Annotated in this window: 13 protein-coding genes; 6 read left to right on the forward strand and 7 right to left on the reverse strand. The window is 68.3% G+C overall.

All coding sequences use genetic code 11. The features are described from left to right. Positions 1–79: 79 nt before the first annotated feature. Positions 80–331 (forward strand): hypothetical protein, encoded by a 252-nt coding sequence (locus JI664_RS03075; protein WP_207012251.1) that lies wholly within the window; start codon positions 80–82, stop codon positions 329–331. Positions 332–360: 29 nt separating this feature from the next. Here JI664_RS03075 and JI664_RS03080 read toward each other — a convergent pair whose 3' ends face one another. The 4 genes from JI664_RS03080 to JI664_RS03095 all read right to left on the reverse strand — a co-directional run bounded on the left by JI664_RS03080 (position 361) and on the right by JI664_RS03095 (position 3,362). Next, positions 361–621, reverse strand: a complete 261-nt coding sequence (locus JI664_RS03080; RefSeq protein WP_207012252.1) for a DUF167 domain-containing protein — start codon at positions 619–621, stop codon at positions 361–363. Further along, the gene (locus tag JI664_RS03085; protein ID WP_207012253.1) at positions 618–1,577 is read right to left on the reverse strand and encodes a threonine ammonia-lyase; all 960 of its coding nucleotides are present in this window, start codon (positions 1,575–1,577) and stop codon (positions 618–620) included. The genes JI664_RS03080 and JI664_RS03085 overlap by 4 nt, the downstream gene beginning before the upstream one ends. Then, the gene (locus tag JI664_RS03090) at positions 1,574–2,392 is read right to left on the reverse strand and encodes an alpha/beta fold hydrolase (RefSeq protein ID WP_207012254.1); all 819 of its coding nucleotides are present in this window, start codon (positions 2,390–2,392) and stop codon (positions 1,574–1,576) included. The genes JI664_RS03085 and JI664_RS03090 overlap by 4 nt, the downstream gene beginning before the upstream one ends. 190 nt (positions 2,393–2,582) lie before the next feature. Then, entirely contained in the window at positions 2,583–3,362 is a 780-nt protein-coding gene (locus JI664_RS03095; RefSeq protein ID WP_207012255.1) for an SDR family oxidoreductase, read from the reverse strand. Between the two features lie 193 nt (positions 3,363–3,555). On the opposite strand from JI664_RS03095, the gene JI664_RS03100 reads away from it, so the two are divergent. The 5 genes from JI664_RS03100 (at position 3,556) to lhgO (ending at position 8,163) form a co-directional block, all read left to right on the forward strand. Beyond that, positions 3,556–4,563, forward strand: coding sequence for a Hint domain-containing protein (locus JI664_RS03100; RefSeq protein ID WP_207012256.1), 1,008 nt, complete (start codon positions 3,556–3,558; stop codon positions 4,561–4,563). A gap of 7 nt (positions 4,564–4,570) precedes the next feature. Continuing rightward, positions 4,571–5,404, forward strand: coding sequence for a universal stress protein (locus tag JI664_RS03105; RefSeq protein ID WP_207012257.1), 834 nt, complete (start codon positions 4,571–4,573; stop codon positions 5,402–5,404). A gap of 111 nt (positions 5,405–5,515) precedes the next feature. Further along, positions 5,516–6,250, forward strand: coding sequence for a 3-oxoacid CoA-transferase subunit A (locus tag JI664_RS03110; protein WP_207012258.1), 735 nt, complete (start codon positions 5,516–5,518; stop codon positions 6,248–6,250). Then, entirely contained in the window at positions 6,247–6,912 is a 666-nt protein-coding gene (locus tag JI664_RS03115; protein WP_207012259.1) for a 3-oxoacid CoA-transferase subunit B, read from the forward strand. Before JI664_RS03110 ends, JI664_RS03115 begins: the two co-directional genes overlap by 4 nt. Positions 6,913–6,972: 60 nt before the next feature. Continuing rightward, the gene (gene lhgO / locus JI664_RS03120) at positions 6,973–8,163 is read left to right on the forward strand and encodes an L-2-hydroxyglutarate oxidase (protein WP_211201608.1); all 1,191 of its coding nucleotides are present in this window, start codon (positions 6,973–6,975) and stop codon (positions 8,161–8,163) included. On the opposite strand, the gene JI664_RS03125 is transcribed toward lhgO, so the two are convergent. The 3 genes from JI664_RS03125 to JI664_RS03135 all read right to left on the reverse strand — a co-directional run bounded on the left by JI664_RS03125 (position 8,164) and on the right by JI664_RS03135 (position 13,852). Continuing rightward, the gene (locus tag JI664_RS03125; protein ID WP_211201609.1) at positions 8,164–10,104 is read right to left on the reverse strand and encodes an amidase; all 1,941 of its coding nucleotides are present in this window, start codon (positions 10,102–10,104) and stop codon (positions 8,164–8,166) included. A gap of 17 nt (positions 10,105–10,121) precedes the next feature. Continuing rightward, positions 10,122–11,153: an agmatine deiminase family protein gene (locus tag JI664_RS03130; protein ID WP_207012260.1), complete on the reverse strand. Its 1,032-nt coding sequence runs from the start codon at positions 11,151–11,153 to the stop codon at positions 10,122–10,124. Between the two features lie 71 nt (positions 11,154–11,224). Beyond that, positions 11,225–13,852, reverse strand: coding sequence for a hybrid sensor histidine kinase/response regulator (locus tag JI664_RS03135; protein WP_207012261.1), 2,628 nt, complete (start codon positions 13,850–13,852; stop codon positions 11,225–11,227). Between the last annotated feature and the right edge of the window lie 11 nt (positions 13,853–13,863).

Consider the following 13,863-nt stretch of genomic DNA (forward strand, 5'->3'; position numbering starts at 1 on the left):
TTGGCACCCGGTCGCCGACCGCCCCGCCCGCCGCGCGGATTTCGATTGCGCGCGCCACTGGCTGCGCTAGGCTGCGCGCATGTTCACCATCGAGCACGATTTCGACGCCACGGTCATCACCCTCATCGACGAGGGCGACGCGCCCCTCAATGAGGATGTCGTGATCGAAAGCCATGACGATGGCGTCACCCTCACGCAGGTAGATCCCGATACCGATGAGGTGATGGTCATCAACCTGTCGATGCACCAGCTCAAGGAGTTGCGCGCCGCTCTGGACCTGCCCGAGGGCATCTACCGCGTGCGCCGCCCGGGCGAGCCGGACGAGGGCTAGGCGCAGCGCCCCTCATACCACGACGCCGCTTAGTCCAGCCGAAACAGTTTGTCGCGCGCCGTCTCCCCGCGCAGCAGCGTCAGCCGCGACGGTGCCACGCCCATCGCCTTGGCCAGAAGCTTGGTGACCGCCGCATTCGCGCGCCCCTTGTCGGCCGGCGCAGTGACGCGGATCTTCACCGGCGCCCCCTCCTCACCCGGCTCGATCCCGTCCTGCTTCGCGCGCGGCGTGGCGCGCACGGCGATCCGCGCGCCGGGCTGTGCCAGCGCGCTCAGATCGGGCAGGCTCATTGGCCCAGCGCGCGGGCCATCATCGCGCGGTCCACATTCCCGCCCGAGGCCACGGCGATGACCGGACCTTCGCCGGGCCGGAACAACGCCGCCGCCAACGCCACCGCGCCACCCGGCTCCAGCACGATCTTCAACCGGTCATTCGCCAGCGCCATAGCCCTGAGCGCCTCGTCCTCGCTCACTGCGAAGCCGTCCCCGCAGAGCCGCTGGATGACCGGCCATGTCAGATCGCCGGGCGTCGGCGTGATGATCGCGTCGCAGATCGAGCCCGAAAGCCGTGCGTTGCGCTGGCGTTCTCCGGCTTTTTGCGAACGCAGGACATCGTCGAAGCCCTCGGGCTCGACCGGATGCACCCGGAAGCCCGGCGCGCGCGCCTCAAGCGCCAGCGCGATCCCCGAGGTCAGACCGCCGCCCCCGCAGGGCACCAGCACCTGCGCGCGGTCGATCCCCGCCTCGGCCGCCTGTTCGGCGATTTCCAGCCCGCTCGTCCCCTGCCCGGCAATCACCTCGGCCATGTCGAAGGGCTTAACCAGAGACAAGCCGCGCTCGCGCGCCAGCCGCGCCCCGATCTCGTCGCGATCCTCGGTGGCGCGGTCATAAAGCACCACCTCGGCGCCCAGCGCGCGGGTATTCTCGATCTTGATCGCCGGCGCATCCGCAGGCATCACGATGACCGAGGGCAGCCCCTGCAGCCGCGACGCCAGCGCCACGCCCTGCGCGTGATTCCCCGAAGAAAAGGCGATGATCCCTTTGCTCTCGCCCGTCTCGCGCAGCGCCGAAATCGCGTTCCACGCGCCACGGAACTTGAACGAGCCGGTATGCTGCAGGCATTCGGCCTTCACGAAAATCGGGCGCCCGGCAATCTCGTCGAGAAAGGGTGAAGACAGCAGCGGCGTGCGGCGTGCATGCCCCGAGAGCCGCCCGGCGGCGGCGTCGATCATGTGGATATCGGTCAAATCAGCAATCCCAGAAAACGGTGGATGACGCTCAAAGATTCGGGCTCATCGAGGAACGGCACATGCGCGCGGTCGGGAACCTCTTCGAAGATCATATCCGGTGCGCGCGCCTGCATCTCTTCGGCCGTGGCCGCGCTGAGCAGGTCGGAATTGGCCCCCCGGATCAGGCCCAGCGGCTTGCCCAGACAGGCCTCGAAAAGCGGCCAAGCATCGGCCTGCGGCTGCGCCATCGCGTCGAGAAAGGCCGTGCGCAGGGCCGGGTCATAGGGCAGATCGAGCCCCTGCTCGGTCTGGATGTAATGGCGCCGCGCCTCCTGCATCCAGCGGGCGGGCGGCGCGTCGAAGCCGGTCATCGAATGCTCCAGCGCGACGGCCATGGCAGCGTGGGTATGCAGCTCGGGCGTGCGGCCGATATAATCGCGGATCCGATCAAGCCCGGACCGCTCGATCACCGGGCCGACATCGTTCAGCACCAGTCCACGCACCCGCTCGGGCGCCACCGCGGACAGGTACATCCCGATCAGCCCGCCGCGCGAGGTGCCCAGAATCGCCGCGCTTTCCAGCCCCAGATGGTCCAGAAGCGCCAGCACATCAGCGCCTTCCTGCACGATCGTATAGGTCTCGGCCCCGGTCCAGTCGGATTGCCCGCGCCCGCGATAATCCAGCCGGATCAGCCGCAGCGGCGGCAGATGCGGGGCGAGGTAATCGAAATCACTGGAATTGCGCGTGAGCCCGGCGAGGCACAGCAGCGGGATCCCGTGCCCCTCGTCGGTGTAATAGAGCTGGGCGCCATCGGCAGCGGTCACTTTGGGCATGGATCTTCCGTGTTTTTTCCCACTAGACCACGCGGCTCCCCGGCGGGCAAGCAAGGGCAAAGGCGCCGGATGCCTGCCCCCATCTTTGATCCCCAAATATCCCGGGGGGCGCGCGGCACGCGCGGCGGGGGGCAGCGCCCCCCGAGCGGGCCCGCGGGGGCTCGATGCCCCCGCTGGCCCGCCCTGTCCGTCACAGCGTGGTATTCACGCCGCCGCCATCGAGCAGCACGTTCTGGCCCACCATGAAGCCCGCATGTTGCGAGCAGATGAAAGCACAGGTGGCGCCGAATTCCTCGGCGGTGCCGTAGCGACCGGCGGGGATCGTCGCCTCGCGCTGCTTGCGCGCGGCGTCCATCGTAATGCCCTGTTTTTCCGCCACGCCCTTGTCGAGCGAGGTCGCGCGGTCGGTATCATGGATCCCGGGCAGCAGATTGTTGATCGTCACGCCCGACCCGGCGATCTGTCGCGAGGTCCCGGCGACGAAGCCTGTCAGCCCGGTGCGGGCCGAGTTCGACAGGCCCAGCGGCGCCAGCGGCGCTTTGACCGCCTGGCTGGTGATGTTGACCACCCGGCCCCAGCCGCGCTCCATCATCCCCGGCAGCAGCGCCTGCATCAGCGCGATGGGCGTCAGCATGTTGGCGTCAAGCGCCTTGATGAAATCGTCCCGGCTCCAATCCGACCAGACCCCCGGCGGCGGGCCGCCCGCATTGGTGACGAGGATATCGATCCGTCCCGCCGCTTCGAGCACCTTGGCGCGGCCCTCTTCGGTGGTGATGTCCGCAGCCACAGCAGTGACCGGCACGCCGTACGCGTCGCGCAGTTCGGCCGCGGTCGCCTCCAGCGCTTCGGCGCCGCGCGCGTTCAGAACCAGCTCGCAGCCTGCCGCGGCCAGTGCCTTGGCGCAGCCCTTGCCCAGCCCCTTGGACGATGCGCAGACCAGCGCGCGTTTTCCCTTGATCCCGAGATCCATGCTCTGTCTCCTATTGCTGGCCAATGACCTAGCACCCGCCCTGCGGCGGGGCAACGTGCCCGGGACGCTCGGGATGCGACGGCTCGGGACGCGACCGCACATCACCGGGCGCGCGATTGACGCCATGGGCAGCGCGGCCCTAGTATCGCGCCGTTCCCCCGCTCTGTGCCCGCCCTGATCGAGATCGCCCGACATGTCGAAGCCTTATCCGACCGCGCCCGCCTCGCCGGCCCGCGCCGCGCATGCGGTGACGGTCTATCCGGCACGGGTGCTCAAGGTGGTGTCGGGCGCCAATGCGGGCGACCCGATGCCCGCGCCTGCCGACAGTATCTGCGGCGATTACTACCGGCTCGACGACCGCGCGCGGGTCCTGACGCTGATGCTCGATCTCGATGCCGACCGGAACGGGCGGCTGGCCAAGGGCAGCGCGATCGGGCAACCGGGCGAGCGCGTGGTGCTCGAAGGTCGCCTGTCGCTGATGGCGCCCGATGGCGATCTGGTCGAGGTTCTGGCCCTGTCCACGGCGGGCGCGCGGTTCGCGCTGCCGCTCTCGCCCTTGCGCGCGGGGCTGACCTATACGTTGATTGCCACCGACGACGCCCCCGGCCCGATCCGGCTTGCGGGCATCGTCGCCGGGGCTTTCGCGCGCGGGACGCGGATCGCGATGGCCGACGGGCGGCAAGTCCCGGTCGAGGATCTGGCGCCCGGCGATGCGGTCATCACCCGCGATCACGGCGCGCAACCCCTACGCTGGAAAGGCGATGTGACCCTGCGCGCCGAGGGCGGTTTCGCGCCGGTCACCGTGCTGCCCGGCGTGATGGGCAATCCGCATCCACTGACGATCAGCCCGCATCACCGGTTGTTTCTGTATCGCCGCGAGGCGCGCGCTCTGGCCGGGGCGGCCGAACTTCTGGTGCAGGCGCGTCATCTTGTTGACGACACGGGCATTCTTCGGCGCGAAGGTGGCTTCGTCGAGTATTTCTCGCTGGTCTTCGACGCGCATGAGGTCATCTATGCCGAGGGCGTGCCCTGCGAAAGCCTGATGGTCTGCCCCACCGTGGTGACCCGCCTGCCCGAGGATCTGGCCACGCCGCTGCGCGCCGCCTTCCCCGCTTTGTCGCACAAGGCCCATACCGGGGCCGAGCTTGCGCCCGAACTCGTGTCGCGTCTGCGCGATCGTCCCGCCGCTTCCCGCTTCTGAGGCCCCCATGCCCTTTGCCACCGTCATCGCCGCTACCGACCTGTCCGACCGCTCTGCTCAGGTCGCTGCCCGCGCCCGCGCGCTGGCCCGCACGCCGCATGCGCAAATGCTGCTGGCCCATGTGCGCGGCGAGGAAACACGCAAGCTGCCGCAAGACGAGCTTGAAGCGAGCCTGCACGAGATCGCCGCCGAGTCGGGGGCCGATCGCGTACGGCTTTTGGACGGGCCGGTGCAAACGGCGCTGGCTGATCTGGCGCTGGCCGAGGCCGCCGGGCTTATCGTTCTGGGCCCGCATCGCGAACGCCGGGTGCTGGACCTGCTGCGCCTGACGACGATGGAGCGGGTGGTGCTGGCCGCGCCCTGCCCCGTACTCATCACCCGGCAGCCGGTGCATCGCGCCTATCGGCAGGTCCTGCTGGCGACCGATTTCTCGACCGCCTCGGCGCAGGCGCTGATCTGCGCCGCCCGCGTCGCGCCCGACGCCGAATTCCACGCGATCCACGCGCTGCAGGTGCCGCTGGGCCGCGAGAAAGCGGCGATGCAGGCCCGCGCCGAACAGGCGCGCGAGGCGTTCTTGGCGCTTCCCGGCCTGCCGCCGCTGGCCGAACCGCCCGAGATCGTCGAGGGCGGTGTGCATCAGGTTCTGGCCTTCCGCCACCGCGAGCTCGACGCCGATCTGCTCTGTCTGGGCACGCAATCGGACGAGCCCGCAGACGAGCCATCCGCCAAATCTGCCGCCAAGCCCGCCGCGCCAAGCCTCGGCAATTACGCCCGCGACCTGTTGCGGGTGCCGCCGTCGGATGTGCTGATCGCCAGCGCCGCCGCCCTGCCGGTGCGGTAAGCGCGTCGCCTTTCGTGCGCATATCGAACAAAGTTAAAATAACGAACATCGCGTCTGGACCCGCCCACGCCCCGCTAGCTATGCCTTGACCCGGGTTTCGAGGAGGGCGTCATGGACAAGACCCTGCCCGATCCGGCCGCCGCCGTGGCCGGGATCGAGGATGGCATGAGCGTGATGATCGGCGGTTTCGGCGGCTCGGGTGCGCCGATCGAACTGATCCACGCGCTGATCGACCGCTATCTGGCGACCGGCCATCCCAAAGACCTGACCGTCATCAACAACAACGCGGGCAATGGCCATGTCGGGCTTGCCGCGCTGATCGAACAGGGGATGGTCGCGACGCTGATCTGCTCGTTCCCGCGCTCGGCCGATCCGGTGGTCTTTACCGAAGCCTACAAGGCCGGGCGGATCACGCTTGAGCTGGTGCCGCAAGGGACACTGGCCGAACGCATCCGCGCGGGCGGCGCGGGCATCCCGGCCTTCTACACGCCCACGGGCTACGGCACCGCGCTGGCCGAGGGCAAACCGGTCGAGGAATTCGATGGCCGCCCGTATGTGCGCGAGCGCTGGCTCAAGGCGGATTACGCGCTGGTCCGGGCGCATCGCGGCGACACGATGGGCAACCTGACCTACCGCATGGCCGCGCGGAATTTCGGCCCGCTGATGTGCATGGCGGCCAAGGTCAGCATCGTGCAGGTCTCGGAACTGGTGGAACCGGGCGGGATCGACCCCGAGGCGGTGGTCACCCCCGGCATCTTCGTGCAGGGCGTGGTCGAGATCCCCGACCCCGCGCAGGAAGAGGCGCTGAACCGCGCCGGTTCGCGCTATCCCGAGGTCCCGGCATGAGATTGACCCCCACGCAGATGGCCTGGCGCGCGGCGCAGGACATCGAAGACGGCGCCTATGTCAATCTGGGCATCGGCCAGCCGGAAATGGTGGCAAGGTTCCAGCCGCCCGGACGGGAAGCGATCTTTCACACCGAGAACGGGATTCTGGGTTTCGGCGAGGCTCCGCCCCCCGGCTGCGAAGACTGGGACCTGATCAACGCGGGCAAGAAAGCGGTGACGCTGAAGTCGGGCACGGCGTTTTTCCATCACGCCGACAGTTTTGCGATGGTGCGCGGCGGGCATCTGGACGTGGCTATTCTGGGCGCCTACGAGGTCGCCGAAAGCGGCGATCTGGCGAATTGGTCGACCGGCCCGCGCGGGGTTCCGGCGGTGGGCGGGGCGATGGATCTGGTCCATGGCGCCAAGCGCGTGGCGGTAATGATGGATCACGTCACCAAGGACGGCGCGCCCAAGCTGGTGCGCGCCTGCAGCCTGCCGCTGACCGGCGTCGGCTGCGTCACGCGGGTCTATTCCAGCCTTGCGGTGATCGACATCGTGGCGGGGCGTTTCGTGCTGCGCGAAAAGGTGCCCGAGCTGACGCTGGACGCCTTGCAGGCCATGACCGGCGCGACGCTGCATCTGGACGGGCCAGTCGGCGATCTGACCGCGCCCGATCTGTAACCACCGCCGGGGGCTTTCCCCGGCCCCGGTTTGCGCTAGGCTCCGATCAACGGAGGCGGCATGATCCACGATTTCTGCATCATCGGCGGCGGCATTGTCGGGCTGGCCACGGCGCGCGCGCTGCTGGATCGGCAACCCGGCGCAAGCCTGATCCTGCTGGAAAAAGAAAGCGGCCTCGGCCACCATCAGACCGGGCATAATTCGGGCGTGATCCATTCGGGGATCTATTACCAGCCCGGCAGCCTGAAAGCGCGGCTGTGCCGCGACGGGGCCGCGCGCACCAAGGAATTCTGTCGCGAGCACGGCATCGCCTTTGAGGATCGCGGCAAGCTGATCGTCGCCACGCGCGCAGACGAGATCCCCCGCCTTGACGCGCTCTATGCGCGGGCGGGCGAAAACGGGATCCGCGCCACGCTGATGTCGCAAGCCGAGATCGCCGAACGCGAACCCGCGATTGCCGGGCTCAAGGCGATCTTCGTGCCCGACGCGGCCATCGTGGATTACCGGCAGGTGCTGGACGCGCTGGCGCGCGAGATCACCGCCAAGGGGGCCGAGATCCACTATGGCGCCGCGCCTCAGGCGATCCGCGAGCGCTCTGACACCGTCGAGATCGCCCTGCCCGGCGGCACTGTACAAGCGCGGCGGCTGGTCGCCTGCGCGGGCTTGCAATCCGACCGGGTGGCGCAGATGGCGGGCTTGCAGATCCGGCACCGGATCGTGCCGTTCCGCGGCGAATACTGGCGTTTGCGGACCCAGCGCGCGGGCGTTGCCCATTCGATGATCTATCCGGTGCCCGAACCGGGCCTGCCGTTTCTTGGCGTGCATCTGACACCGATGATCGACGGTTCGATGACGGTCGGGCCCAACGCGATGCTGGGCCTTGCGCGCGAGGGATATCCGAAACTGTCGGTCGATCTGCGCGATCTGGGCGCGATGCTGGCCTTTCCCGGCTTCTGGCGCGCGATTGCCGCGAATATCCGCCCCGGTCTGGATGAACTGGGCAACTCACTGTTCAAACGCCGCTATCTGGCCGCCTGCCAGCGCTATTGCCCGTCGCTGGAACTGGCCGACCTGACGCCGATGGCGCCGGGCATCCGCGCGCAGGCGGTCGGCGCCGGGGGCGAAATGCTGCACGATTTCCTGTTTCTCGATACCGACCGGATGCTGCATGTCTGCAACGCCCCCTCGCCCGCCGCGACCTCGGCCCTGCCCATTGGCGACATGATCGCCGGGCGGTTGCTGGACGGGTAATCACCCCTCGGCGAAGGCGCCGCGCCCGTCTTCGCTCAGCGCCACGATCAGCGGGCCATAGGGCGGCGCCCATTCGCTGTGACGATGGGTGTTTCGCGCCAGCGTGACACGGGCGGGCAGGTCCGTCGCCACCGGCTGCCCTGCCACGCTCAGCGCGGCAAGCGGGCTGTCGCAATGGATGGTCAGATGGGTCTGCGTGCCCTCATGCCGGGTCTCGACGCGCAGTTGCGGCAGGGGCGCATCGGGCGGCACGGGGGCCGTCAGCGGGCGCAGCTCAGGGGTGCGAGGCGGTTCTGCGCGCGGCGGCAGCGCGGCCTCGATGGCGCAGGCCAGTGACAGAAGCGCCGCGTCATCGCCTCCGCGCCCGATCAGCGTCAGGCCCACGGGCATCACGATATCGCCGAGCATGCCCATCGGCACCGTGACGCTGGGAATGCCCAGATGCCGCATCGCAAGGTTGCCATTGGCAATCCATGTCCCGTTGCGCCATGCCAGATCGGCCGAAACCGGGTTGGTATCGGCATCCGAGGGCGCGATATCCGCCACGGCGGGAAAGACCACGGCATCAAGGCCAAGGCGATCCATCCAATCGTCGAGATCGCGCTTGCGGGTTTCTTCGAGCCCCCGCAGCCCTTCGGCGATTTCGGGAATATCCTCGAACCCCGCGCGGGGATGGGCGCGCACATGGTCGGGATAGGTGGCGATATCGTCATCGAAGCCGGTATAGCGGTCGGGCAACGCGCCTTTGGGCTGCGGGAAGATCCGTGCGCCGTCGATGGCGGCCAGCGTATCGAGGTCCGGCTGCCCGTTGCGGCGCAGGAAATCGTCCCAGCTCCAGGCCGAGAGATCGATGATCTCACGCTTGAGATAGGCCGCGCTCACCAGCCCTCGCGTATCGATACGCGGTGCGCCGGGGCGGTCGCCCTCGTAATTCGTGACGACCGGGAAATCGGTCAGCGTGACCATCGCGCCCGCCGCTTCGAGCCGGTCGCGCGTCTGCTCCCACAGCCGCAGGACGCTGGCCCGGGTGTCGATCCGCTGGCCGGTGGGGCCACCGATGCCGGGATCGGGTGCGGTGCCCGCCTCGGGGTCGGCGTTGAGATACATCGCCGGGATGCCGATGCGCCGCCCTTTAAGCGTGGCCTCGCGGGCCAGCGCCGGAACATCGTTGATCCGGACAGGCTTGACCGGAACCCAGGGCTGCGCGCGCCAGAAATCACCGTCGCGGCGCGGATCGTCCACAAGCAGCGTCTCGACCAGCACCAGCATATCGGCCATCGAGCGGGTATGCGGCACGACCACGTCCATCGTCGGCACCAGCGGCCAGTTGCCCCGCACCGAGATCGTCCCCCGACTGGGCGTATAGGCGCACAGCGCGTTATGCGAGGCGGGCGCGCGCCCCGAGGACCATGTCTCTTCGCCCAGCCCGAAAGCACCGAAACCCGCCGCTGTCGCGGTGCCCGACCCGTTGGACGAGCCAGAGGCGAAGGAGGCCGTCAGCCAATCCGCCGAATAGGGCGATTCCGCCCGGCCGTGCAGGCCGCGCTGCATCCCGCCATTGGCCATCGGCGGCATGGTGGTCAGCCCCACCAGCACCGCGCCCGCCGCCCTGAGCCGCTCAACCGCGAAGCTGTCCTCATTGGCGATCAGCGCGGCGAAAGCGGGCGATCCGGCATCGACCGGCAGGCCCTTGGCCTTGTAGCTGCCCTTGGCGGTATAGGGGATCCCGTCCAGCGGCCCCCGCGCCCGGCCCTGCGCGCGCCTGAGATCGGATTGCTGCGCCTCGGCGAACATTTCGGGGTTCAGGATCGGCACCGCGTTCAGTTTCGGCCCCGCGCGGTCATAAGCGGCGATGCGTTCCAGCGTCGCGGCCAGAAGCGCGGTGGCGGTGATCCGGCCCGCATCAAGCGCCTCGGCCAGCGTTGCGATGCTGGCATCCATCAGGGTCACGGCACCGGTCACGACAGGCGCGCGGCGGGTTGCTGCTGGGTGATGCAATGGATCCCGCCGCCACGCGCGAACAGCTCTCGTGCATCGATCGACACGACGCGTCGCCCGGGATAGGCTGCGGCAAGGATTTCGGCGGCGCGCTGATCGGCCTCGGGCTCGCCAAAGGCGCAGGCGATAACGCCGTCGTTGCAGACAAGGTGATTGACGTAGCTGTAATCGACCGGGCCATGCGCGTCGCGCAGGCGCGCCGGCGCGGGCAGCGCGATCACCTCGAGCGGACGGCCCCGTGCATCGGTCTCGGCGGCAAGCTGCGTCATGATTTCCTGCGAGACGGCGTGATCGGGATGCCCCGGATCGCGCTGATCGTGGACCAGAACACGCCCGGGCGCGCTGAAGGTCGCGACGATATCGACATGGCCGCGCGTGCCGAACATGTCGTAGTCGCGCGTCAGGCCCTTTGGCAGCCAGATCGCCTTGGTCGTGCCCAGCGTTCGGGTCATCTCAGCCTCGACCCGCGCGCGGTCGGCATGGGGGTTTCGGCCGGGATCGAGCTGCACGGTTTCGGTCAGCAGCACGGTGCCCTCGCCATCGACATGGATGCCACCGCCTTCGTTGACCAGAAGCGAAGGGATGACCGGCACGCCTGCCAGCCCGGCCACGAAAACGGCCATGCCCCGGTCATGCGTGGCCGAGGTCCAGTCGGCAGCGCCCCAGCCGTTGAAGATCCAGTCCACGGCGGCCAGCGCGCCGGTGTCGTCATGCACGAAGGTGGGACCGGCATCGCGCATCCAGAAATCGTCGACCACTCGCTCGACCTGTTCGATCTCACCGCTCAGCATGGCGCGCGCGCGGCTGCGCTCGGACGGATCGATGACCATCGTGACGGGGGCGAATTGCGCGACAGCATGAGCGACGGCGGTCCAGGCGGCATAGCCCGCCTCGCGCTCGGAGATACTGTCGCCCAGCGTCTGGCCTTCGCGCGGAAAGGTCATCCAGACGCGGTCTTGCTTGTAGGTTTCGGCAGGCATGGTGAAAGGCATGATCGGGCTCGTGCAAGGGACGCGCACAGGATTGCCCGGCTTGTGCGCGGGGGCAAGCGGGAAGCGGGCCTTCAGTCCCTGCTCGCGTGATCCGGAAGGGCGGCGTCAAGCCGGGTGATATCGGCCTCCACCACCCGGCGCGCCTCCGCCGACTGCCTGAGCAGGATGTCGAGCGCCGCGCAGTCGTCGTCTTGCGCGCGAAGCTGCATCTGCTTGAAAAGCGCCGCCGCCCGCGTCAGCCCGACAATCGACATCGACCCCGCCGTGCGATGCGCGAGCTGCGCGAAATCTGCAAGGCGGCCTTCTGCCAGAAGCGTGGGCAGCTGGCTTTCGGCAGCGTCCCAGTCGCTGAGCGCACGGGTGGTGAAGGCGGTGAGGGAATCGCGACCCAGTGTCTCTTCGAGCTCTGTGCGCGTTGTGGCATCGACATTCGGTTGTGCAATCGTCGATTTGGGGACGGCGGCCATCTCTGCCCCCTCGGCAGCAGGCGGCTTCTGAGGCCCCGTCGCGTGCCGCAGAGCCTCGCGCAGCGCCGCGCGGTTGATCGGCTTGAGCAGCACCGCGCACAGGCCCGCCCGTTCAAACCGCGCTTGTTGTTCAGGACCGGCAATGGCGGTGACGGCGAGAATCGGGGTGGTGACGCCCGCCGCGCGCAGGCGGCGTGTGGCCTCGATCCCGTCGCATTCCGGCATGTTGATATCCATCAGGATCACGTCGAACGCCCCGCCAAGCACGGCGTCGACCGCTTCGTGTCCGTCACAGGCAACCGCAACGACATGGCCATCGGCTTCGAGCAGTTCCTGCAACACTTCGCGGTTGATGGCGTTGTCATCGGCCACGAGGATGCGCAGCGGCGCGAGCGGCCCGCCTGGAACGCTCAGGGGGGCTTCGGCGGCGTCTTCTGCGGGCGGCTCGACACGTTCGAGCGCTACAATCAGGGTAAATGTGCTACCCTGCCCCGGCGCGCTGACCACGTCGATCTGACCGCCCATCGTTTCGGCGGCGATCCGGGCGATTCCCAACCCCAGCCCCGACCCTTCGCGCGCGCGGGCATAGGGTGCGGCGAGCGTCTCGAAATTCTCGAAGATCCGCGCGAGATCGCTCTCTTTGATGCCGATGCCGGTGTCGCGGACGGAAACCTGAAGCGTGATCGCCTCACCGTTGGCAGGGACATCCCCAAAAGGCGTCATGCTGACCGTAACGCGCCCGCCGGTCGTGAATTTTATCGCATTTCCCAGCAGGTTATAGATCACCCGCAGAAACAGAACGGCACGCCCCCGGACCCAGACAAAGTGCAGATCGGGCGCGACGATCAGGCTCAGATCGTTGCCGTTCGCGCGGGCCGAGGCGCGGTTTTGCTCGACCATGTCGGCCAGCATCTGCGCGGGACAAAAGGCGGTCTCGGGATAGGCGTTGCTGCCGGAATTGTCGATCCGCGCCAGTTCCAGCACATTATTCACCTGATCGAGCGCGATCTTGCCGCTGCGCTCGATAATATGCAGATAACGCAGCGCCTGTTCGTCACCGGCGAGACGGGGTTTGAGCAGGTCGAGCGTGGCGAGCACCCCGTTCAGCGGCGTGCGCATCTCGTGGCTCATGACGGCGAGGAACCGGGCCTTGGCCTCTTCCCCCTGCCGCGCCGCGTCATGGGCTTTGCGCAGCGTTTCCTCGCGTTCGGCGACATCGGTCATGTCGCGCACGAAGACGATATGCGACGGCTCCCCGCCCGCCTGCGCGGCAACGACGATCTCGGCCGGAAAATGCCGCCCCGCCGGGCTGCGCGCGACGATATCCTCGCGCCCGCGCCCGACGCGATCGGGCAGGCTTGCGCCGGGCGCGGGCCCTTCGGACGCGATCAGCGCGTCGAAGGGCAGCCCGTTCAGCGAGGCCCCGGCGGTGGTGAACATCTCGGCCGCCGCGCCGTTATGCAGCGTGATGTGGCCCGCACCGTCGACGACCAGCACCGCGTCGAGCGAGGCTTCGATCATCTGGTCGAGATCATGGCGCATGCGCTGCGAGGCAGCGAGGCGCCGCTCGCTCGCGCGGTATTGCTGCAAGACCAGCACGATCATCAGCGCCATCAGGGCCGCCAGCGTGATCGTGGCACCGGCAAATTGCCGGAAGGTGCCGACAAGCGAGGTGCGCGCGGCAACGCTGTCGGCGACGATGGCGCCCAGCCCTGACACGGTCACCGGACGGACAGCATTGCGCAGCGCCCGGATCTCGGCCTCGAGCGCGGGCATGGCGGCGATCAGCGCCGCGTCGGGGCCATCGACCAAGGGCACCGACGCCTGCAGGAAATCCCGCTGCGCCCGCATGGCCGCTTCGCTGCCCGCAGCGGTCGGGAAACGCCCCGAACCGAAGGCCTGGGCGAGAACCCCGTGGCGGGAATAGAAGATGTCGAATCGCAGGCGGAATTCGTGCAGCAGAGTCTCGACATCTCCGTCGTTACTGAGCGCTGCGATCGTCGCATCCTGTGCCGCGCTCTGAAGGCGCAGAAGCTCGACTTCAAGCTGGGCCAGCGTCCATGTGCGGTTGTCGTTCTGCACCTCTTGCAAGGCGTGATTCTGATCCACGACGCGGGCGAAAAGGTTGAAGGCGATCACGATCGTCGCCCCCGCCGCGAGCGCGCAGAGACCCAGCACGATCAGCCGCCCAAGGCCGACACGCGCCTTGTCCGCACGGGCGCTATTCTTCATGCCGGTCGTCC

This window comes from Rhodobacter sp. NTK016B (assembly GCF_017303295.1).
Lineage (GTDB): Bacteria > Pseudomonadota > Alphaproteobacteria > Rhodobacterales > Rhodobacteraceae > Pararhodobacter.